The sequence below is a fragment of the Novosphingobium piscinae genome (genome assembly GCF_014230355.1).
Classification (GTDB): Bacteria; Pseudomonadota; Alphaproteobacteria; order Sphingomonadales; family Sphingomonadaceae; genus Novosphingobium; species Novosphingobium piscinae.
The window spans coordinates 63,947-84,146 of record NZ_JACLAX010000014.1; the positions used below are offsets into that span (position 1 = coordinate 63,947).

Sequence of the window (20,200 nt, forward strand, 5' to 3'; positions counted from 1 at the left end):
CGGCGCCTGCGGCGACCGGTCAAGGCGCCGGCCGGTTCAGCGGGCGTCCGACGATGATCCCGCGGCCATGCGGTGCGAGGTACAGGGTTCCGGGTTCAAGCATGTCGCCGACCATGGCGCGCAGCTCTCCGTACCGGTGCTGGTCATCGTTGATCCTGAGCCAGGATGCGCCGGCGTTGCTTGAACGCCACAGACCTTCCTGGCCACGGACCTTGCCCCACAGGAACACCGTGGGATAGGCGCCCTGCACCAGGGGCGCCCCGAAAGTGACCTGCCAGGCCGCATCGACATGCTTGATCTGGACCATCTTGCTCTTGCTGTCGGCCGAGTGGAACAGGCCTCGCGGCATGGCCAGCCACAGGTCGCGCATCCGCCCCGGCACGATCGCCAGCTGGGCCGCTTCCCACGTTTCCACGCGTGGCAGCCCTTCGGCGATCGGGGTGAAGCTGGCGCCGCCGTCACCGCTGGCATAGATCGCCGAGCCGGGCTGGTCGTGGACATAGAACAGGCCATCGACGGCCTTGTCGGCGAGGGGCCGGAAGGTGAACTCGGGCCGCTCCGGCAAGCCCGTCGCTGGGCTCCAGGTCCGGCCCATGTCGGACGAATGGAACAGGCCGGCCTTTTCGGGAGCCCAGACCAGGCTGGTTCCCCGGGCCGAGACCGCAACGATCCCCGGACCGCGCCACGGCTCGTCCTTGGCGGGCGGACGATAGGGTGATGTCGCAAAGGGCTTCCAGCTGACGCCGCCGTTGCTCGAATAGAACCCATAGCCGGGCGCTCCGGCCGCAGTCCGGGCCAGCACCCCGGGGGTCAATCCCGCATAGTCGATACTGAAGTTCGTCTCGTTCACCGGCTTGAACAGCCCGGCCGCAGGTGTCCTGGCGAGATCGTCCCAGGCCGCGCCGGCGACGTCCCCGAACGCGGCCAGCAGGGTGGCGCCGCCGCTGGGCGAAGTGAGCTGCAGCGTGGCGGTTTCCTCCAGGTTGTCGACCGCGAAGTCGAATGCCACCGGATCATTCCCCGCCGCGCTGCCGAGGTCGCGGCTCATCCACAGGCCGTAGCCTGTGCCATAGACCAGTTCCGAATTGCGGAAGGGATTGAACTGCAGGTCGGAGATCCAATGGCCGATGCGCTTGTCGGTGCCGATGTAGGATGCCAGCCACGGGTACCGGCCGGTCTCGAGACGGGCCCGGGACGACAGGGCCTGCCACTGTCGGCCGCCGTCGGCGGACAGGTAGATGTCATCCCCCGGCCACCAGCGATCGAGCGTGGAAACCGCCACCGTCCCGTCGGCCCGCACCGCCAGACCGGAAAAGCCACCCTTGGCGCCCGGGCCCGGGCTGGGCGGAGTGACGTCCCGCCAGGGTCCGGTCCTGCCCTCCCGCTTCCACACGCGGCCGTCCTCGGCGCCGCTGGGGTTCAGCACCACACCGGCCGCGCCCCGGGCAAACGTCACGTAGAGCGAGCCGTCCGGGGCAAAGGCGATCCGCTGCGGCACCATCTGCGGGAGCCCTGCGACCGGAGTGAAATGGTTCCCCCCATCGTTGCTCAGCAGCAAGGCGCCGCCCTGATCTGCGGAGCCGGCCCATACTCTGTTCGCCACCTCGGGATCGGCGGCGACCAGGCTGAAGGCCAGTTGCTCGGCCCCGGTCCGGGCAAAGCTCTCGCCGCCGTCGGTGCTTTTCCAGAAGCCGTCCTGGTTGGAGCCGAAGTAGACGATCCGGCCATCCGCCGGATCGATCGCCAGCCGCTCGCCACTGCCGCGGCCGTCCGAGTTTCCGCCGATCCGGATCGGCAGTTCGGTGACCTGCCAGGTCTTGCCGCGGTCGTCCGAACGCAGGATGGCCCCGCGCCGGGCCCACTGGTTCAGGTAAAGCCCGGTTGCCAGAAGAATGCGATCCGGCGCCTGAGGGTCCAGGGCGATGCTGAGCACGCCCATCAGATCGCCATCGGCGCGCGCCAGGTGATCGAGCAGGGGAAGCCAGCGACGGCTCGCAAAATCGAAACGATAGGCCCCCCCGATATCCGTGCGGGCATAGAGGATGTCGGGTTGGCGGGGATGGTAGGCAAACCCGTCGACATAGCCGCCACCGCCAAAGGGGACCGATTGCCACTGATATCCGTCCGTCGCCACAGGCGCAGGGGGCGCCGCGGTTGCCGGCGCCGGCCAGGCCGATACGAGCGCGACCCCCAGCACCAGCCGGCACCACCGCCCCATCCCGATTTCGCCATTCTTTCGCATTCACGTCCTCGCTTGTTCCGTCAGTCCCGTGATCGGCGGCGGCTCGGTGGTCTCCCGCACCGGTCACGGGAAGGGCCGGCCCTTGTGGTCAACCCGCTGGTCGGTCAGTCTGCCCAGCGCAGATGGACGACCTTGAAGCCGCCTTCGCGGATCGTCCGCAGCAAGGCCGGCATGGCGCGGGCGGTCGGACCGTTGGCATCGTGCATCAGGATGATCCCGCCCCGGAAGGTCTTCAGCCGCTCGGCCAATCGTTGGCTCAGCTTCTGCGTGGTGTCGTCGGGTTGCCAGTCATCGATCCCGAGATCGACCGACAGCACCGTCGTTCCATTCTCCCGGAGTGCCCTCAGGGTCGGAGGGGTCTCCTCAAGGTAGGGAAACCGATAGGCCGGCGGCGCGCTGCGGAAAATGGCGCTGTAGGCCCGCCTTGCCCGTTCGAGATCGGCGATCTGATCCGCAGCGGACAACCCCGGAAGGTGATCATGGCCATAACTGTGGATGCCCAGGCTATGCCCCTGCGTCGCAGCCCGCCGGGCCAGGTCTGGCGCTTCTTCGAGGTTGCGGCCGACCGTCATGAACGTCGCCAGCACACAGTGCGCGGCCAGGGCCTGCAGCACCTGGGGGGTTGTCTCGGCTCGTGGACCGTCGTCGAAGGTCAGCACCACCTCGTTGGCAGCCAGGGGCAGCCGCCGGGTTCCCTGGGCGCCGTAGCGGGCGTGTTCCCGGGACAGCAGCAGGGTGCGCGAGGTGCCAAGCGCATCGGGCGGGCATTCAGCCCGCGCCGGCACCGCCATGGATCCCAGCGCCAGGATCACTCCCAGCGCCATAGCGGTCCCACCTGAGCCTGTTGCTCGCCGTTCCATCTCTCGCCCGGTTGTTGACCGTCGCTGCCGCGATCTGTAGGTAGCGCTATCATCGCAAACGCCAGACGCTTGTCAAGCCTCGGTGGGCCGGTCATGTCCCGGTCGTGGTGCGCTGCTGGGTCGGAGTGGTCCGGTGCCAGGCGCAGCGCGGAGCCTGGTCCGGGGGTTGGCGCTGCGAGAGGCCATGGCGAGGGCTGCGCGATCCCGCTTCAGCCAACCCTGGCACAGGCTGTGAATTGCATATACGCTTGCTATATCGACATAAGTAAGAGTTCCGTGCCCCCGCCTGACCTGCCGGCAAACAAGGGTTCCGCTCCGTGTCCATTGGCTTTCTTGTCCTGGCGGCAGCCAGCAATCCGGTGGTGCCGACGACCTTGCCGGGGCCCGCGGAGGGGCTCGCGGCCGCGCCGGCGGCACCCACCGAGACCGAGACCGTCTTGCCGCCCGAGGCTGAAGACATGCTGGGCGCGGTCGCCCTCACGCACAACGAGCAGGCCCTCCAGGCCGTGGCGGCCTATCTCCGCCGCACCCTGCCCCGGGCCGGCGGGGCGATCGATGCCTGGCTGAAGTGGAACGTGCGCGCCGGTTCCCTGATTCCGCCCGTGCCGGCCGCGATGCAGGCCAGCAACGTCGCCGCGGAGGTGGCCGATATCCGTCCGCGAGTGACCTGGAGCGGGGAGGGCGAGCTGGGCGCTTTCACGAGCACTGGTAGCGCTCCCGCCACCGGTTTTCTCGGCGCGTTCAAGCTCGCCGGGGAGGGGGGCAACTGGCGCGTCGGGACGTCCGGCCGCGTCGATTTCCAGAAGACCTCCAATGTGGTCGCGCGCGAGCAGATCCGCCTGACGGTCGAGCCCAACTACAAGTTCAACGGTCGTGGCTATCTGTTCGGGCTGGGCCAGTTCGAGGAAGACCGGTTCCAGGGCTTCACCGGCCGCTACAGCCTGTCCGGCGGGCTCGGCTACAGCCTGCTGGCCGGGCCGGACCACAAGCTTTCGGTCAAGGCCGGCCCGGCCTGGCGATTGACCCTGCCGGTCAGCGGTCCGCGCGATTCGGCGTTGGCCGGCGTGGCCCTTGTCGATCTCAAGCTGAAGCTCAACCAGGCGCTGCGCTTCAGCCAGGAGGCCAGCGCCTATTTCGATGCGGAGCGGCAGACCTACTATACCCTGGCCGCGGTTGACTCGCAGCTGACCGGTCAACTCAAGGCCCGGCTGTCCTACATGGTGCAGCACGAAGCCGGCGAACAGCTTGGCCAGTCGCTGACCGACACCACCAGCCGGCTCACCTTGGTCTATGGCTTCTAGCGCGCAATCGGGCCCGATTGCCTCGGACGGATCGCTCTAGGCCGCTACTTTGCGGCGTTGTCCGCGGCACTGGATGATTCCAGCCAGTGGGCCACCGCGCCAGTCCGCAACCGGTGCGGCCAGGCTCTGCCGCGGATCGACCGCCCCGACACCGAGCGGGCGCCAGCCGACCCGATCGCGTGTGCGTCAGGGCCGCAGCCCCGCGCGACCGCGATCAGGGCACCAGCACGGTCGAGCCGACGGTGCGCCGCGCTTCGAGTTCGATGTGGGCGCGTGCCGCCTCGGCGAGGGCGAACCGCTGGCCGATCGTGACGGTCAGCACGCCGCTGGCCAGCAGGTCGAACATCCGCGCGGCGCCGGCCGTGCGCTCCGCCGGCTCGCGGTAGTAGTCGTAGGCCGTCGGGCGGGTGCAGAACAGCGAGCCCTTGGCCGCGAGCACGCCCAGGGCCACGCCCGTTACCGGGGCGCTGGCATTGCCGTAGCTGACGATCAGCCCGCGCCGGGCGGTGGCATCGAGCGAGGCCTCCCAGGTGTCCATGCCGACCCCATCGAAGGTCACGCGCACCCCTTCGCCTCCGGTCCAGTCGCGCACGGCCGGGGCGATCGCCTCCTCCGTGGTGACGATCACCCGGTCGGCCCCGGCGGCGCGGGCCAGCTCGGCCTTGGCCGGGGTGCTGACCGTGCCGATCACCCGGGCGCCGGTGTGGCGCAGCCACTGCACCAGCAGCAGTCCGACCCCGCCCGCCGCGGCATGGACCAGCACGCTGTCGCCGGGCTGGACCCGGGCGCAGCGTTCGACCAGGAATTCGACGGTGCAGCCCTTGAGCAGGGCGGCCGCGGCCAGCTCGTCGCTGATCGCGTCGGGGGTGGGGAACAGCGCCGCGGCGGCGACATTGCGCGCGGTGGCATAGGCGCCCAGCGCCGGGCCGAAGGTGCAGACCCGGTCCCCCGGGGCGAGGCCGGCAACCTCTGGCCCGACCGCCTCGACCACGCCGGCGGCCTCGACCCCCAGCGGGGTCGGCAGGGCCACGGGATAGACCCCGCGGCGGTGATAGGTGTCGATGTAGTTGAGCCCCACCGCCGTGTGGCGCAGCCGCACCTCACCGGGTCCGGGCGGAGGCAGGTCAACCTCCACCCACTGCATGGCGTCCGGGCCTCCGAAGGCGGCGATCTCGATCCTGTGGTCCATGGCCCGGCTCTAGCCGCTCGGGGCGGCGGCGACAATCGGGTGAGGGGGATGGGTCAGGCGCTGAGCGGCGATGTTGTGCGAACCAATCCGACCAGCGGATGGCCCGGTCCGAACTGCGCGGTCCAGTGCGGGCCATAGGCCAGCCCGATCGTTCGGGTGCGGGCAAAGTCGGCCAGGCCCACCATCGCCACCCCCGCCCGCGCGAGCGAGTTTGGCGCCACGGTGACGCCCAGCCCGGCTGCAACCATCGCCAGGACCCGGTCGTCGTTGTCCGAGCGCAGCGCGAAGCGCGGGCGCACCCCGCGTTCGGTGAAGAACCGGCTGGTCTCGCCGAGCAGCTCGCAGGCGCGGCGCGCCAGCATGGTCTCGCCGGCGACCTCCTCGGCGCGCAGGCTGTCCCGGCGGGCCAGCGGATGGTTGACCGGCAGGGCCAGGCGGTAGGGCTCGTGCCACAGCACCTCGTGGGCGAAGCGCAGCCCGCCGGGCGGGATCAGTGTCAGCGCGGCATCGACCGCCTCGCTGGCGAGCGCGGCCTGCAGCTCGCGCTCGCCGCCCTCGAGCAGCTCGAGCGGTTCGGCCGCGGTGCGGCCATAGCCGGCGACCAGCCCGGCGAGCCAGGCCGAGGCGAGCGATTCGAGCACGCCCAGCCGGATCGGCCGCACCGTCACCGGCAGCTGGCCGACGCGGGTCTCGGCCTGGTGGAACTCGCGCTCGATCGCGCGGGCCATCGGCAGCAGCAGGTTGCCGGCCTCGGTCAGGCGGATGCGGCGCCGTTCGCGCACGAACAGGCGGGTGCCGAGCTGGCGCTCGAGTTCGGCGATCCCGCCCGACAGCGAGGGTTGGGCCACATTCAGCGCATTGGCCGCGCGGGTGAAGCTGCCGGTGTCGACGACGGCCAGGAACTGGCGGATCTGGGTGCGGCTTAGCATAGGATTATCCTATCATCCTGACCGATCAAATCCAGTTTTTCCATTGAGCCCGTTTGCGCTAGCACCACCGGCAAAGCCTGCGAGGAGAGGACCCGAGCCGATGCGCGCCACCCCGGAGTTCGATTTCGGCCTGACCGAAAGCGCCCGCATGATCCGCGAGGCGACCGCGCGTTTCGCCGACGAGCAGATCCTGCCGCTGGCCGCCGCGATCGACCGCGACGACCGCTTCCCGCGCGAGCTGTGGGAGCCGATGGGCGCGCTGGGGCTGCACGGGATCACGGTGGACGAGGCCGATGGCGGGCTGGGGCTGGGCTATCTGGATCACGTCATCGCGATCGAGGAGGTCAGCCGCGCCTCGGGCGCGGTCGGCCTGTCCTATGGCGCGCACTCGAACCTCTGCGTCAACCAGATCCGCCGCTGGGGCAATCCCGAGCAGAAGGCGAAGTACCTGCCGAGGCTGATCTCGGGCGAGCATCTCGGCGCGCTCGCCATGTCGGAGGCCGGCGCCGGATCGGACGTGGTCGCGATGAAGCTGCGCGCCGACAAGGTCGAGGGCGGCTGGCGGCTCAATGGCACCAAGTTCTGGATCACCAACGGCACCTATGCCGATGTGCTGGTGGTCTATGCCAAGACCGTGCCCGATGGCGGCTCCAAGGGCATCACCGCCTTCCTGATCGAGAAGGGCATGCCCGGCTTCGCGATCGGGCAAAAGATCGACAAGATGGGCCTGCGCGGCTCGCCCACCGCTGAACTGGTGTTCGACGACTGCTTCGTGCCCGACGCGAACGTCATGGGTCCGCTCAACCAGGGCGTGAAGGTGCTGATGAGCGGGCTCGACTATGAGCGCGTGGTGCTGGCGGGCATGCAGATCGGGATCATCCAGGCCAGCCTCGACGTGGTCATCCCCTATGTCCGCGAACGCAAGCAGTTCGGCCAGCCGATCGGCTCGTTCCAGCTGATGCAGGCCAAGGTGGCGGACATGTACGTGGCGATGCAGAGCGCCCGCGCCTACGTCTATGCCGTGGCCAAGGCCTGCGACGCCGGTCAGACCACCCGCTTCGACGCCGCCGGCGCAATCCTGCTCGCCTCGGAGAACGCTTTCCGCGCCGCCGGCGAGGCGGTGCAGGCGCTGGGCGGAGCGGGCTATACCCGGGACTGGCCGGTCGAGCGCTTCCTGCGCGATGCCAAGCTGCTCGACATCGGTGCGGGCACCAACGAGGTGCGCCGCATGCTGATCGGGCGCGAACTGATCGGGACGCTGTGATGCGGGACATCATCAGGATCCTCCCTGTCGGCGGAGCCGGTGGGGAGGTGGCACGCGCGCCGCGCGTGACGGAGGGGCTTCGGGCGCGACGCAGGCCCCTCCACCACCGCCTGCCGCGGTGGTCCCCCGCCCCATCGCTTCGCGACAGGGAGGATTTTCCGCTATGACCGCCCCCGTCATCCCCACCAGCCTCGACCTCACCACCCCCGAGGCCCAGGCGCGCGCCGCGCACAACCGCGCGCTGGCCGCCGAACTGCGCGATCGCGTCGCCACGGCTGCGCTCGGCGGCGACGAGCGCAGCCGCGCGCGGCATGTTTCCCGCAGGAAACTTTTGCCGCGCGATCGGGTCGAGCGTCTGCTCGATGCCGGCTCGCCCTTCCTTGAGATCGGCCAGCTCGCCGCGAACGGGATGTATGGCGACGAGGTGCCGGGGGCCGGGATCATCGCCGGGATCGGCCGGGTTTCCGGCCGGCAGTGCATGATCTTCGCCAACGACGCCACGGTGAAGGGCGGCACCTACTTCCCGATGACGGTGAAGAAGCACCTGCGCGCCCAGGAGATCGCCGGGGAAAACCGGCTGCCCTGCATCTATCTGGTCGACAGTGGCGGGGCGAACCTGCCCAACCAGGCCGAGGTCTTCCCCGACCGCGACCATTTCGGACGGTTCTTCTACAACCAGGCGAACATGTCCGCCCGCGGGATCGCCCAGATCGCCGCGGTGATGGGATCGTGCACCGCGGGCGGGGCCTATGTGCCCGCCATGTCGGACGAGAGCGTGATCGTGAAGGAGCAGGGCACGATCTTCCTCGCCGGTCCGCCACTGGTCCAGGCCGCCACCGGCGAGGTGATCTCGGCCGAGGAGCTGGGCGGCGGCGATCTCCACGCGCGCAAGTCGGGCGTGGCCGACCACCTGGCCGAGGATGACGAGCACGCGCTGACGATCGTGCGCGACATCGTTGCCACGCTGGGCGCGCCGCAGGATGCCGGGATCGCCCGGCGCGAACCGCGTGCGCCGCTCTATCCGGCCGAGGACCTCTATAGCATCATCCCTGAGGATGTGCGCGCGCCCTACGATGTCCACGAGGTGATCGCGCGGCTGGTCGACGGCAGCGAGTTCCACGCCTTCAAGCCGCTGTTCGGCACCACGCTGGTCTGCGGCTTTGCCCATATCCACGGCCTGCCGGTGGCGATCCTCGCCAACAACGGGGTGATCTTCTCGGAAAGCGCGCAGAAGGGCGCGCACTTCATCGAGCTGGCCTGCCAGCGCCGGGTGCCGCTGCTGTTCCTGCAGAACGTCTCGGGTTTCATGGTCGGCGGCAAGTACGAGGCCGAGGGGATCGCCAAGCACGGCGCCAAGCTGGTCACCGCGGTCGCCACCGCCAGCGTGCCCAAGCTCACCGTGCTGATCGGCGGCTCGTTCGGCGCGGGCAACTATGGCATGTGCGGCCGGGCCTACCAGCCGCGCTTCCTGTTCACCTGGCCCAATGCGCGGATCAGCGTGATGGGCGGCGAGCAGGCCGCCTCGGTGCTCGCCACGGTCCACCGCGACGCGGCGCAGTGGACCCCCGAGGAGGCCGAGGCGTTCAAGGCGCCGATCCGCCAGAAGTACGAGGACGAGGGCAATCCCTGGTACGCCACGGCCCGCCTGTGGGACGACGGGGTGATCGATCCCGTTCAGACCCGCGACGTGCTGGGGCTGGCGCTCGAGGCCTGCTTTGAAGTACCCATCCCGGAACGGCCGGCTTTCGGCCTATTCAGGATGTGATGACCATGCTCGACTCCCCCGCCATCGATCCGCGCCACTTCCGCCAGGTGCTCTCGGCCTATCCCACCGGCGTCTGCGTGATCGCCGCGCAGGACGGGGAAGGGCGCAAGCACGCGATGGTGGTGGGCTCGTTCACCTCGATCTCGCTCGATCCGCCGCTGGTCGGGTTCTATCCCGCCAAGAGCTCGGCAAGCTGGGCGGCGATGGCCCCGATCGGCGGCTTCGCGATCAGCGTGCTCGGCGCCGACCAGCTCGCCGAGTGCCAGCAGTTCGCCTCGCGCGGGATGGACAAGTTCGGCGACCTGGCCCACGGCGCCACCGCCGCCGGTCACCCGCTGATCGACGATGCCCTCGCCTGGTTCGACTGCACGCTCGAGGTGACCCACGAGGTGGGCGATCACTATCTGGTGGTCGGCCGGGTTCAGGCGCTCGATGGCCAGGCCGCGCGCGAACCGCTGCTGTTCTATGGTGGCCAGTACCACGGCCTGGGTGAGGCGGTCACCGCCTCGCCCCAACCGGCATAAGGACGTTCCCATGATCCGCTCGCTCCTGATCGCCAACCGCGGCGAGATCGCCTGCCGGATCATCCGCACCGCGCGGCGCCTGGGCGTGCGCACCGTGGCGGTCTATTCCGATGCCGATGCAGGGGCGTTGCATGTGCGTCTTGCCGACGTTGCAATCCACATTGGCCCGGCGCCGGCCCGGGAATCCTATCTGGTCGGTGAGCGTATCCTCGCCGCCGCCAGGCAGGCCGGGGCCGAGGCGATCCACCCCGGCTATGGCTTCCTGTCCGAGAACGCCGAGTTCGCCCAGGCGGTATTCGACGCCGGGCTGGTCTGGGTCGGGCCCAAGCCGCACAGCATCACCGCCATGGGGCTCAAGGACGCGGCCAAGCAGCTGATGCAGGACGCCGGGGTGCCGACCACGCCGGGCTACCTGGGCGCAAACCAGGACCCGGCGCACCTCGCCGCCGAGGCCGGCAAGATCGGCTATCCGGTGCTGATCAAGGCCGTGGCCGGCGGCGGTGGCAAGGGCATGCGCCTGGTCGAGCGGGCGGAGGACTTCGCCGACGCGCTCGCCTCGTGCCAGCGCGAGGCGGCCGCCTCCTTCGGCAACGCCCATGTCCTGATCGAGAAGTACATCCTCTCGCCCCGCCACATCGAGGTGCAGGTGTTCGGCGATAGCCATGGCAACGTGGTCCACCTGTTCGAGCGCGACTGCTCGCTCCAGCGCCGCCACCAGAAGGTGATCGAGGAAGCTCCCGCCCCGGGCATGGACGCCGCCACGCGCGAGGCGGTCTGCGCCGCGGCGGTGCGGGCGGCCAAGGCGGTCGACTACGAGGGCGCGGGCACGATCGAATTCATCGCCGACGGCAGCGAGGGCCTGCGCGCCGACCGCATCTGGTTCATGGAGATGAACACCCGCCTGCAGGTCGAACACCCCGTCACCGAGGCGATCACCGGGCAGGACCTGGTCGAATGGCAGCTGCGCGTGGCGAGCGGCGAGCCGCTGCCGAAGACCCAGGACGAACTGGCGATCCAGGGCTGGGCGATGGAGGCGCGGCTCTATGCCGAGGACCCCGCCAAGGGCTTCCTCCCCTCGATCGGCCGGCTCGAGGTGCTGCGCTTCGGCATGGCCGACGGCGGCCGGATCGATACCGGGGTCCAGGAAGGCGCCGAGGTATCGCCGTTCTATGACCCGATGATCGCCAAGGTGATCGCGCTGGGCAGCACGCGCGACATGGCGCGCCAGCGGCTTGGGACGATGTTGCGGGAAACGGCGATCTGGCCGGTCAAGACCAATGCCGCCTTCCTGGTCAAGGCGCTGGAGCATCCCGACTTCGTCGCCGGGACGGTCGACACCGGGCTGATCGGGCGCGACGGCGCCGCTCTGGCCGAGCCCCCGCCCCCGTCCGAACGTGCGCTGGCCGGGGCGGCGATGAAGCTGGTCCAGCGCGGGCTGGTGCCCGGGTTCCGGCTCAACGCCCCGCCGCGGCGGACCGCCCCCTTCCTGCTCGACGGCGACACGATCGAGCTGCCGCTCACCGGCCAGGGCAGCGCGGTCCCGGCGACAACCACGTTGCTGAGCGAGAATGGCCAGACCTGGGAGCTTGCCGCATGGCGCCGCGATGGGGCCCATGGCGTGACCGCGGGTGACGGCGCGATCCTCGCCCCGATGCCGGGCAAGGTGATCGCGGTCGCGGTGCGCGAGGGCGAGGCGGTGACCCGCGGCCAGAAGCTGCTGACGCTCGAGGCGATGAAGATGGAGCACACCTTGACCGCGCCGTTCGACGGCACCGTGGCCGAGCTCAAGGTCAGCGCCGGGGCGCAGGTCCAGGTCGAGGCGTTGCTGGTGCGGATCGTCGAGGGGGGTTCAGACTAGATACCGCTAGCCGTTCGTGTCGAGCGAAGTCGAGGCACGGGCGCGAGAGTGTCTCGACTTCGCTCGACACGAACGGATCTGGATATGAGTGGCAAGTACTTCGACCAGTGGCAGGTGGGTGACCGGATCACGCACCCGATCCGCCGCACCGTGACCGAGACCGACAACCTGCTGTTCTCGACCATGACGCACAATCCGCAGCCGCTGCACCTCGATGTCGAGGCGGCGCGGGCCAGCGAGTTCGGGCAGATCCTGGTCAACGGCACCTTCACCTTCGCGCTGATGATCGGCCTCTCGGTGGGCGAGACCACGCTTGGCACGCTCGTCGCCAATCTCGGCTACGACGAACTGGTCATGCCCGCGCCGGTGTTCCTCGGCGACACGCTGCGCGTGACCAGCGAGGTGGTCGCGCTCAAGGAATCCCGCTCGCGTCCGCAGGCCGGGATCGTGACCTTCCGCCACGAGGCGCTCAACCAGCGCGACGCGGTGGTCTGCCGCTGCCTGCGCTCGGCCCTGGTCCAGCGCCGCGCCGCCGGTGGCTGATTCCGCCGCGCCAGGCGTGGGATGGCCCGTTCAGCCCGGTGGGGGCCTGCTGGTGGCTGTGCTGATGGCTGGGCTCGCGACCCGGTTCGGTGCGGCCAAGCTCGACGCGGCCTGTGCCGGGCGTCCGCTGGGCGCCTGGGCGTTCGACCATGCCGCGGCGCTGGCCGCGCCGGTGCTCGCCGTGGTCGGCCCGCAGCCGCCGGCCTGGCTGGCGCCGGATCAGCCCCGGGTGGTCAACCCGGCCCCCGCCGCGGGCCTCGGCGGCTCGGTCGCGCTGGCCGCGCAGGCGGCCCAGGCCGCGGGCGCAGGGGCGCTGCTGGTGGTCTTGGCAGACATGCCGCTGGTGGGACCGGCGACACTGGCGCGGCTGGTCGCGCTGGCGGCGACGCACGGCCTGGCGGCGACGCGCTATCCCGACGACCGGCGCGGGGTCCCGGCCTGTTTCGCCGCACGGCACTTCGCCGCCATGGCCGCGCTGAGCGGGGAGTCCGGCGCGCGCGACCTGCTGCGCCGCTGCCCTGCCGCCGCGCTGGTGACCCCGTCCGCCGACGAGCTGCTCGATGTCGACCGGCCGGCGGACCTCGCCCAGGTCGCTGCGCTGCTTGCCGCCCGCGCCGACGCGGCGGCCGGAGCCCCGGCATGAGCCCGCCCGTGCTGGTCCGGTCGGCCGACCATGCGGTGATTGCCGCGGCGCTCGCCCCCGGCGCGGTGCTCTGCACGCTGGTCGGGATCGACGGCGGGTTCTCGCGCCGGCGCGGCGCCCAGCTCGTGATCGGCGCGGATGGAACCATCACCGGCAGCCTGTCGGACGGCTGCCTCGAGGCCGAGCTGGCCCGGCAGGCCGACCAGGCGCGCGCCGCCGGCACGCCCCGTGCGCTGCGCTATGGCGCCGGCTCGCCGTTCATCGATTTCCGCCTGCCCTGCGGCGCGGGGGTCGACCTGATTGTCGATCCCCGGCCGGATCGCACCGCACTGGCGGCGGTGCAGGCAGCGCTCGCGCGCCGCCTGCCCGGGCGGCTCGACGTGCCGGGCGCGGAGGGCACGGCCGGACTGTCGGTCGATTACCTCCCCGCCCTGCGGATCCTCGCGCTGGGCGCCGGGCCGGAGGTGAGTGCGCTGGTCCGGCAGGCTGGCGCCTTCGGGGCCGAGGTGGTGCCGGTCGTGCCCACGGGTGGCCTGGCTGACCCTGACCCGCCCGCGCTGCCGCCGGTCGATCGCTGGACCGCGATTGCCTTCCTTTTCCACGAGCATGAGTGGGAGCGCCGCCTGCTTCCCTGGGCACTCGCCAGCGAGGCCTATCTGATCGGTGCAATCGGCGGGACGCGGACGCGCGCGCAGCGCCTGGCGATGTTGCGGGAGGCCGGACTGGACAGGGCACAGATCGCCCGCGTCCGTTCACCGCTCGGCCTGATCCCGGCCACCCGCGATCCGGCCACGCTGGCCCTGGCCGTTCTCGCCGAGATCGTCCGCGACTACGAGGCGCTGATCGATGCGGCGCCGTAAGCGGCCCGCGCGCCGTTCAATAGTTCCACTGCAGCTGGGCGCGCAGCAGGTCGCCGCGGGCCACCCCGCTGCGGCGTTCGTCGGCCTCGCTGCGGCGCATGCGGGCATAGGCCATGGTCACCTCGAACTCCTTGAGCGGCAGCCACTCGACCCCAAGTTCGACCTCGTCGGTCGAGATGCGCGGGGCATTGGTCGCGGTCTTCCAGCCGCCGCGGTAGGATTGCCAGCGGGCATAGGGGATCAGCGAGCCGATCGGCGAATGCTTGATCCGGTACATTGCCTGGACATAGCCGCCGTTGAGCGGCCGCGCCGTGACCGCCCGGGTCAGCGGGTCCCATTCCGGTCCCTTGCCCCAGCTCCATTCCGCCTGGAGCCCGAACGGGGCCGGGTAGAGGATCGCATGGAGGTTGACCCGGTTGTCGGTCACCGCCTGCGCACTGACCCCGCCGGTGCGCACTTCCGGGTGGAAGGTGTTGATCATCCCCTCCGCACCCAGCTCCAGCACCTGGCCGCGGAAGAGACCGCCCAGCCCGTCGAGCTTGAACGGCACGGTTGCCATGGCAACCTTCATCAGGCCGTCGTTCTTCTCGGTGCGGTTGGTGCCCTGGCCGTTGAAGACGCCCAGCCCGAAGGCGCCGTAGTTGCCGAAAAGCTTCTGGCCGTCCTTGGCCAGATGGTCCCAGATCGCCTGGATCTTGGGTGGCGTGTAGTAGCCGACGATGCCGATGTCGCGTTCGCCCGGAACCGCACTGTTGGGGCCGTCTGCGCGGTCGAGTGTGATGCGGTTTGACGAGGACTGGAGGTTTTCCCAGCCGAACGGCACCTTCGACTGGCCGACCCGCAGCCTGATCGTGCGATCGGCAAAGTAGACGTCGGCATAGGCATCGCGCAGCTGGAAGAAGTTTTCGCGCCGCTCGCCGTTGGCCTGGCCGGTCACGGCCGAGGCGAACTCGCCCTGCAGATAGAGCCCCATCCGTTCCGAGACGTCGCCCTGAAGCGCCAGGCGGATCCGGCGGAAGGTGAAGTTGCCTTTCTCGCCCACGCCCGAATCCTGGACCGAGCGCAGCCGTGATATGCCGGCCGGGCTGTCGGTGTCGCCGGCCAGCACTTCATTCACCCGCAACTGGGTATAGCCGCGCAGCTGGAGACGGTCGTACCATGCCTTGGGCTTGGCCGGCTTGGTGGCGGCCGGCACCGGGCTGACTGTTGCGCTGGCAAGGGTCGCGGTAGCCGGTGAGGCGGCTGGCGCAGGGCTCGCCGGCGTAGCGGCGGGCGCGGTCACCGCTGCCACGGCGGCAGGCGGCGGCGCGGCCGGGTCCTGCCGGGCAGCCTGGAGCGCGATCAGCGCCTGAACCTGGGCGCGCAGTTCGTCGATCTGCCGCTGCAGCGCGGCGATCGTCGCCGGATCATCCGCCGCCAGAGCCGGGCTGGCCAGCCCGCACAGGGCGAAGCCCCCGCCCGCCAGCAAGATTCGCCGCATTGCACCCATTGTCCTGTCCTGCCAGCCGTGTTCGCTGGGGCGGCCCTAAGACAGTTCGATGACAGTTGAGTGACACTCATCGGACAGTCTGGCGGGTGTCGCCGAGCGGACAATCTGGACGCGCGGATCGATCGGCACGGTTCAGCCGGCTGCCACCTCGCGGACCAGCTCGAGCACGCGCGCGGCGTGCTCCGTCCGGCAGATCAGCAGGTCGGGCATGTAGGTGTCGGCCTGGTTGTAGACCAGCGGGCTGCCGTCAACGCGCGAGCAGTGTAGGCCGTGCGCCAGCGCCACGGCGACCGGGGCGCAGGAGTCCCATTCGTACTGGCCGCCGGTGTGGAGGTAGATGTCGGCCTCGCCGCGCACCACGGCCATGGCCTTGGCCCCGGCCGAGCCCATCGGCAGCAGCTCGGCGCCGAGCCGTTCGGCCACGGCCACCGCCTCGGCGGCGGGGCGGGTGCGGCTGACCACCATGCGCAGCCGCTCGGGCGCGGGCGGCACCGCGGCCGGCCGGTCCGAGCGCAGCACCACGCCCAGCCCCGGCAGCGCCACCGCGCCGATCACCGGCACCCCGTCCACCGCCAGCGCGACGTGGACCGCCCAGTCGGTGCGGGCCTCGCCGTACTCGCGGGTGCCGTCGACCGGATCGACGATCCACACCCGCGACCGGGCGAGCCGCTCGGCATTGTCCTTCTCCTCCTCGGAGAGCAGCCCGTCATCGGGCCGCTGCTCGCGCAGGGCATGGCAGAGAAACTGGTTGGCCGTGGCGTCTCCCGCCTGGCCCAGCGCCTTGAGGCTGAGCAGCCCCGAGGCACGCACCTCGATCAGCAGACGCCCGGCGACCTCGGCGAGGTGGGCGGCAAGGTCGGCATCGGTCATCGTCTCGGACATCGCGCTCACTTCCACGGCATCAGCTGGCGGATGATGTGCTCGGCCGCCTGTTCGGCGGTCATCTCCGCGGTGTTGACCCGGATCTCGGGGTTGAGCGGGGGCTCGTAGGGGCTGTCGATCCCGGTGAAGTTCTTGAGATCGCCGGACCGTGCCTTCTTGTAGAGGCCCTTCACGTCGCGCGCCTCGGCCACCTCGAGCGGGGTGTCGACGAAGACCTCGACGAACTCGCCCTCGGGCAGCATCGCACGCACCATCTCGCGTTCGGCGCGGAACGGCGAGATGAAGGCGGTCAGCACGATCAGCCCGGCATCGGCCATCAGCTTGGCCACCTCGCCGACGCGCCGGATGTTCTCGATCCGGTCGGCCTCGGTGAAGCCCAGGTCCTTGTTGAGCCCGTGGCGGACGTTGTCGCCATCGAGCAGGAAGGTGTGGCGGTTCATCACGTTGAGGCGCTTTTCCACCTCGTTGGCGATGGTCGACTTGCCCGCGCCCGACAGGCCGGTGAACCACAGCACCTTGGGGCTCTGGTTCTTGAGCCGGGCGTGGTCGGCGCGGGTCACGTCGGTGGGCTGCCAGTGGACGTTCTGCGCGCGGCGGAGCGCAAACTGGATCATGCCCGCGGCGACCGTGGCATTGGTGATCTTGTCGATCAGCACGAAGCCGCCGAGCGTGCGGTTGTCGGCATAGGGCTCGAACACGATCGCCTTGTCGGCGATGATCTGGGCGACGCCGATCGCGTTGAGCTCGAGCGTCTTGACCGCGACGTGCTCCATCGTGTTGACGTTCACGGCGTACTTCGGTTGCTGCACCGTGGCCGAGACGGTCTGGGCGCCCAGCTTCAGCCAGTAGGCGCGGCCGACATGAAGCGGCTCGTCGTTGAGCCAGACCAGGGTGGTCTCGAACTGGTCGGCGGACTGGGGTGGCTGGTCGGCGATCGCGATCACGTCCCCGCGTGAGCAGTCGATCTCGTCGGCAAAGCACAGCGTCACCGACTGGCCGGCGACGCCTTCGTCCAGATCGCCGTCAAGCGTGACCACGCGGGTGACGGTCGAGGTCTTGCCCGAGGGCAGGACGCGCACGGCCTCGCCCGGCTTGACCGTGCCGCTGGCGATCAGTCCCGAGAAGCCGCGGAAATCGAGGTTGGGGCGGTTGACCCACTGCACCGGCAGGCGGAACGGCTTGTCGGCATCGCGCGAGGTGATGACCTCGACGCTTTCGAGATGCTCGATCAGGGTCGGACCCTGGTACCATGGCGTCTGGGCCGAACGGGTGGTGATGTTGTCGCCCTTGAAGCCCGAGATCGGCATGGCGGTGAAGCTCTCGATCCCGATCGAACGGGCGAACGCGGCATAGTCCTTGACGATCGCGTCGAAGGTGGCCTGATCGTAGCCGACCAGGTCCATCTTGTTCACCGCCAGCACGATGTTGCGGATCCCGATCAGGTGGCACAGGTAGGAGTGACGCCGGGTCTGGACCAGCACCCCCTTGCGCGCGTCGATCAGGATCACCGCGAGGTCGGCGGTGGAGGCGCCGGTCACCATGTTGCGGGTGTACTGTTCGTGGCCCGGGCAGTCGGCGACGATGAACTTGCGCTTCTCGGTGTTGAAGAAACGGTAGGCCACGTCGATCGTGATGCCCTGCTCGCGCTCGGCGGCGAGGCCGTCGACCAGCAGGGCGAAGTCGATCTCCTGGCCCTGGGTGCCGACCTTCTTGCTGTCGGTCTCGAGCGCGGCGAGCTGGTCCTCGAAGATCATCTTCGAATCGTAGAGCAGCCGCCCGATCAGGGTCGACTTGCCGTCGTCCACGCTGCCGCAGGTGATGAAGCGCAGCATGGTCTTGTGCTGGTGCTGTTCGAGGTAAGCCTCGATGTCCTCGGCAATGAGGGCCTCGGTGACGTAGACGGGGTCGGTCGTTGTGGTGGTGACATCAGTCATAAAGCACTCCGTCATGCTGAACTTGTTTCAGCATCCATCGCGCACTCGGGCGATGGTCTTGCGGGAGGAGAGATGGACCCTGAACCAAGTTCAGGGTGACGATTGAAGCAGCGGTTTCTGTCTTGGGGGTGACCCCGTCAGAAATACCCCTGCTGCTTCTTCACTTCCATGCCGGCGCCGCCGGCATCCTTGTCGATCACGCGGCCCTGGCGCTCGCTGGTGGTGGTCAGCAGGGTCTCCTGGATCACCTGCGGAAGGGTCTTGGCCGTGCTCTCGACCGCACCGGTCAGCGGGAAGCAGCCGAGCGTGCGGAAGCGGACCGACTTCATCTTGATCTCGGGGCGGTAGCCCAGGACCTTTTCCAGCCGCGGAATGTCGTCGGCCATGAACAGCTGGCCCTCCCACTCGTAGGTCGGGCGCTCCTCGGCGAAGTACAGCGGCACGATCGGCACGTCGTTGAGGTGGATGTACTGCCAGATGTCGAGCTCGGTCCAGTTCGAGATCGGGAAGACGCGGATCGATTCGCCCTTGTTCTTGCGGGCGTTGTAGAGGTTCCACAGCTCGGGCCGCTGGTTCTTCGGGTCCCAGCCGTGGCTGGCGGTGCGGAACGAGAAGATCCGCTCCTTGGCCCGGCTCTTCTCCTCGTCGCGGCGGGCACCGCCGAAGGCGGCATCGAAGCCCCACTTGTCGAGCGCCTGCTTGAGCCCCTCGGTCTTCCACATGTCGGTGTGGAGCGGGCCATGGTCGAACGGGTTGATGCCCTTTTCGGCGGCCTCGGGGTTCTGGTGGATCAGCAGCTCCATGCCGCTCTCGGTCGCCATGCGCTGGCGCATCTCGTACATCGCCTGGAACTTCCAGGTGGTGTCGACGTGGAGCAGCGGGAACGGCGGCGGCGAGGGGAAGAACGCCTTGCGCGCCAGGTGCAGCATGACCGCGCTGTCCTTGCCGACCGAGTAGAGCATCACCGGACGCTCCGCTTCGGCAACGACCTCGCGCATGATGTGGATCGCCTCGGCCTCGAGGCGCTGGATGTGGGTCAGGGTGGCTCGATCGGTAGGCTTGGACATCGCTCTCTCCGCCATTGCGGTGTGCCGCGTCCATCCTCCTCCGCGCTTGACCCCGATGCTCCCAAATGGGAGAAAAATGCATGACCGTCTTGCCCGCCGACCAGCGCGAGCTGTTTCTGCCCCTGATCGAGGGTATCCACGAGAGCCCGCCCTGGGGCGTGTTCCTGCGCAATCTGGTGGCCCGAACCTACGCCCGCCGGGCCTATCTGATCATCACCCTGGCCAATGCCGGCGCCGACCAGGTGCCCACCGTGCTCCACGTCGCCGCGCCGCGCGCCGCGCACGAGCCGCCGCTCGATTTCATGCGAATCGCCCGGCTCGGGCTGCATCCCTATGGCCAGCTGCGCCCCGAGCGGGTTTACGCGATCGACGAGCTGCTCGACTACGATACCCCGGGCAAGGCCGCGGCGCAGCGCGCCGAGCTTGACGCGATGGGCATGCGCTATGGCCGGTGGCTGCGGATCTCGGCCCGGGGCGTGGCCGATGCCTGGCTGGCGCTGGCCCGCGAGCGCGAGGATTTCTCCGCCAGCGCCGTGGCCACCTTGACCGCGATCGCGCCGCAACTGGCCGTCGCGCTGCGCACCCTGGTCGCGCTGATCGAGCAGCGCCTGCAGACCGCCATGGCGCAGGATGCGCTCGCCCGGCTGGGGGTGGGTCAGCTGGCCTTCGATGCGACCGGGCGCGTCATGGCCGCCGATCCCCTGGCCGAGCGCAGCCTCGCCTTCGCGCCCGAGCCCGAGCCGGTGCCGGGCCGCCGCCTGCAGCTGGCGCCCGAGCCGCGCCGCGCGCTCGAGGCCGCCTGCGCCGCGCTGGCCACGGCCCCGCCCGAGGCGCGCGAGCTGGTGCTGCT

The 20,200-nt window shown here is 69.8% G+C and carries 17 protein-coding genes; 9 read left to right on the forward strand and 8 right to left on the reverse strand.

Annotated elements, in window-relative coordinates; translation table 11 throughout:
- Positions 1-19: 19 nt before the first annotated feature.
- On the reverse strand, positions 20-2,134 hold the full coding sequence (locus H7F53_RS13285) for a sialidase family protein (protein ID WP_185679981.1): 2,115 nt from the start codon (positions 2,132-2,134) through the stop codon (positions 20-22).
- 212 nt (positions 2,135-2,346) lie between these two features.
- Positions 2,347-3,066, reverse strand: a complete 720-nt coding sequence (locus H7F53_RS13290) for a polysaccharide deacetylase family protein (protein ID WP_185679982.1) — start codon at positions 3,064-3,066, stop codon at positions 2,347-2,349.
- A gap of 353 nt (positions 3,067-3,419) precedes the next feature.
- Between H7F53_RS13290 and H7F53_RS13295 the strand changes: the two genes are divergently transcribed.
- Complete coding sequence (locus H7F53_RS13295; RefSeq protein WP_343062067.1) at positions 3,420-4,403, forward strand: DUF481 domain-containing protein; 984 nt, start codon at positions 3,420-3,422, stop codon at positions 4,401-4,403.
- Between the two features lie 214 nt (positions 4,404-4,617).
- Here H7F53_RS13295 and H7F53_RS13300 read toward each other — a convergent pair whose 3' ends face one another.
- Together H7F53_RS13300 and H7F53_RS13305 are read right to left on the reverse strand one after the other, a co-directional pair.
- The gene (locus tag H7F53_RS13300) at positions 4,618-5,592 is read right to left on the reverse strand and encodes a quinone oxidoreductase family protein (protein WP_185679983.1); all 975 of its coding nucleotides are present in this window, start codon (positions 5,590-5,592) and stop codon (positions 4,618-4,620) included.
- 53 nt (positions 5,593-5,645) lie between these two features.
- Positions 5,646-6,521: a LysR family transcriptional regulator gene (locus H7F53_RS13305; protein WP_185679984.1), complete on the reverse strand. Its 876-nt coding sequence runs from the start codon at positions 6,519-6,521 to the stop codon at positions 5,646-5,648.
- A 100-nt stretch (positions 6,522-6,621) separates the two neighbouring features.
- On the opposite strand from H7F53_RS13305, the gene H7F53_RS13310 reads away from it, so the two are divergent.
- The 7 genes from H7F53_RS13310 (at position 6,622) to H7F53_RS13340 (ending at position 13,978) form a co-directional block, all read left to right on the forward strand.
- Entirely contained in the window at positions 6,622-7,785 is a 1,164-nt protein-coding gene (locus tag H7F53_RS13310; RefSeq protein WP_185679985.1) for an isovaleryl-CoA dehydrogenase, read from the forward strand.
- Between the two features lie 163 nt (positions 7,786-7,948).
- Positions 7,949-9,550 (forward strand): carboxyl transferase domain-containing protein, encoded by a 1,602-nt coding sequence (locus tag H7F53_RS13315; RefSeq protein ID WP_185679986.1) that lies wholly within the window; start codon positions 7,949-7,951, stop codon positions 9,548-9,550.
- Between the two features lie 5 nt (positions 9,551-9,555).
- On the forward strand, positions 9,556-10,074 hold the full coding sequence (locus tag H7F53_RS13320) for a flavin reductase family protein (RefSeq protein WP_185679987.1): 519 nt from the start codon (positions 9,556-9,558) through the stop codon (positions 10,072-10,074).
- Between the two features lie 10 nt (positions 10,075-10,084).
- Positions 10,085-11,932: an acetyl/propionyl/methylcrotonyl-CoA carboxylase subunit alpha gene (locus H7F53_RS13325; protein ID WP_185679988.1), complete on the forward strand. Its 1,848-nt coding sequence runs from the start codon at positions 10,085-10,087 to the stop codon at positions 11,930-11,932.
- Between the two features lie 78 nt (positions 11,933-12,010).
- A complete protein-coding gene (locus H7F53_RS13330) occupies positions 12,011-12,475 on the forward strand; it encodes a MaoC family dehydratase (RefSeq protein ID WP_343062070.1) in 465 nt (154 codons plus the stop codon).
- Between the two features lie 64 nt (positions 12,476-12,539).
- The gene (locus H7F53_RS13335) at positions 12,540-13,118 is read left to right on the forward strand and encodes an NTP transferase domain-containing protein (protein WP_185679990.1); all 579 of its coding nucleotides are present in this window, start codon (positions 12,540-12,542) and stop codon (positions 13,116-13,118) included.
- Positions 13,115-13,978 (forward strand): XdhC family protein, encoded by an 864-nt coding sequence (locus H7F53_RS13340; protein ID WP_185679991.1) that lies wholly within the window; start codon positions 13,115-13,117, stop codon positions 13,976-13,978. Before H7F53_RS13335 ends, H7F53_RS13340 begins: the two co-directional genes overlap by 4 nt.
- A 16-nt stretch (positions 13,979-13,994) precedes the next feature.
- Here the strand turns inward: H7F53_RS13340 and H7F53_RS13345 are convergent, their stop codons facing one another.
- The 4 genes from H7F53_RS13345 to cysD form a co-directional block, all read right to left on the reverse strand.
- Positions 13,995-15,458 (reverse strand): porin, encoded by a 1,464-nt coding sequence (locus tag H7F53_RS13345; RefSeq protein WP_185679992.1) that lies wholly within the window; start codon positions 15,456-15,458, stop codon positions 13,995-13,997.
- A 141-nt stretch (positions 15,459-15,599) separates the two neighbouring features.
- Positions 15,600-16,349 (reverse strand): 3'(2'),5'-bisphosphate nucleotidase CysQ, encoded by a 750-nt coding sequence (locus tag H7F53_RS13350; protein ID WP_185679993.1) that lies wholly within the window; start codon positions 16,347-16,349, stop codon positions 15,600-15,602.
- A 5-nt stretch (positions 16,350-16,354) separates the two neighbouring features.
- Positions 16,355-18,283 carry a sulfate adenylyltransferase subunit CysN gene (gene cysN, locus H7F53_RS13355; protein ID WP_185679994.1) on the reverse strand — a complete coding sequence of 643 codons (1,929 nt, stop codon included), beginning with the start codon at positions 18,281-18,283 and terminating at the stop codon, positions 16,355-16,357.
- Positions 18,284-18,420: 137 nt separating this feature from the next.
- A complete protein-coding gene (gene cysD / locus H7F53_RS13360; RefSeq protein WP_185679995.1) occupies positions 18,421-19,350 on the reverse strand; it encodes a sulfate adenylyltransferase subunit CysD in 930 nt (309 codons plus the stop codon).
- Between the two features lie 80 nt (positions 19,351-19,430).
- On the opposite strand from cysD, the gene H7F53_RS13365 reads away from it, so the two are divergent.
- Positions 19,431-20,200, forward strand: a 770-nt coding sequence (locus H7F53_RS13365) for a LuxR family transcriptional regulator (RefSeq protein WP_185679996.1), incomplete at its 3' end; no start/stop codon positions are given.

What these genes read in the sequence shown, in the direction of transcription:
- H7F53_RS13305 (WP_185679984.1), bottom strand. Translation starts at nt 6,521, where the DNA reads ATGCTAAGCCGCACCCAGATCCGCCAGTTCCTGGCCGTCGTCGACACC.
- cysD (WP_185679995.1), bottom strand. Translation starts at nt 19,350, where the DNA reads ATGTCCAAGCCTACCGATCGAGCCACCCTGACCCACATCCAGCGCCTC.
- H7F53_RS13345 (WP_185679992.1), bottom strand. Translation starts at nt 15,458, where the DNA reads ATGCGGCGAATCTTGCTGGCGGGCGGGGGCTTCGCCCTGTGCGGGCTG.
- H7F53_RS13300 (WP_185679983.1), bottom strand. Translation starts at nt 5,592, where the DNA reads ATGGACCACAGGATCGAGATCGCCGCCTTCGGAGGCCCGGACGCCATG.
- H7F53_RS13350 (WP_185679993.1), bottom strand. Translation starts at nt 16,349, where the DNA reads ATGTCCGAGACGATGACCGATGCCGACCTTGCCGCCCACCTCGCCGAG.
- cysN (WP_185679994.1), bottom strand. Translation starts at nt 18,283, where the DNA reads ATGACTGATGTCACCACCACAACGACCGACCCCGTCTACGTCACCGAG.
- H7F53_RS13320 (WP_185679987.1), top strand. Translation starts at nt 9,556, where the DNA reads ATGCTCGACTCCCCCGCCATCGATCCGCGCCACTTCCGCCAGGTGCTC.
- H7F53_RS13340 (WP_185679991.1), top strand. Translation starts at nt 13,115, where the DNA reads ATGAGCCCGCCCGTGCTGGTCCGGTCGGCCGACCATGCGGTGATTGCC.
- H7F53_RS13290 (WP_185679982.1), bottom strand. Translation starts at nt 3,066, where the DNA reads ATGGCGCTGGGAGTGATCCTGGCGCTGGGATCCATGGCGGTGCCGGCG.
- H7F53_RS13325 (WP_185679988.1), top strand. Translation starts at nt 10,085, where the DNA reads ATGATCCGCTCGCTCCTGATCGCCAACCGCGGCGAGATCGCCTGCCGG.
- H7F53_RS13335 (WP_185679990.1), top strand. Translation starts at nt 12,540, where the DNA reads ATGGCTGGGCTCGCGACCCGGTTCGGTGCGGCCAAGCTCGACGCGGCC.
- H7F53_RS13310 (WP_185679985.1), top strand. Translation starts at nt 6,622, where the DNA reads ATGCGCGCCACCCCGGAGTTCGATTTCGGCCTGACCGAAAGCGCCCGC.
- H7F53_RS13315 (WP_185679986.1), top strand. Translation starts at nt 7,949, where the DNA reads ATGACCGCCCCCGTCATCCCCACCAGCCTCGACCTCACCACCCCCGAG.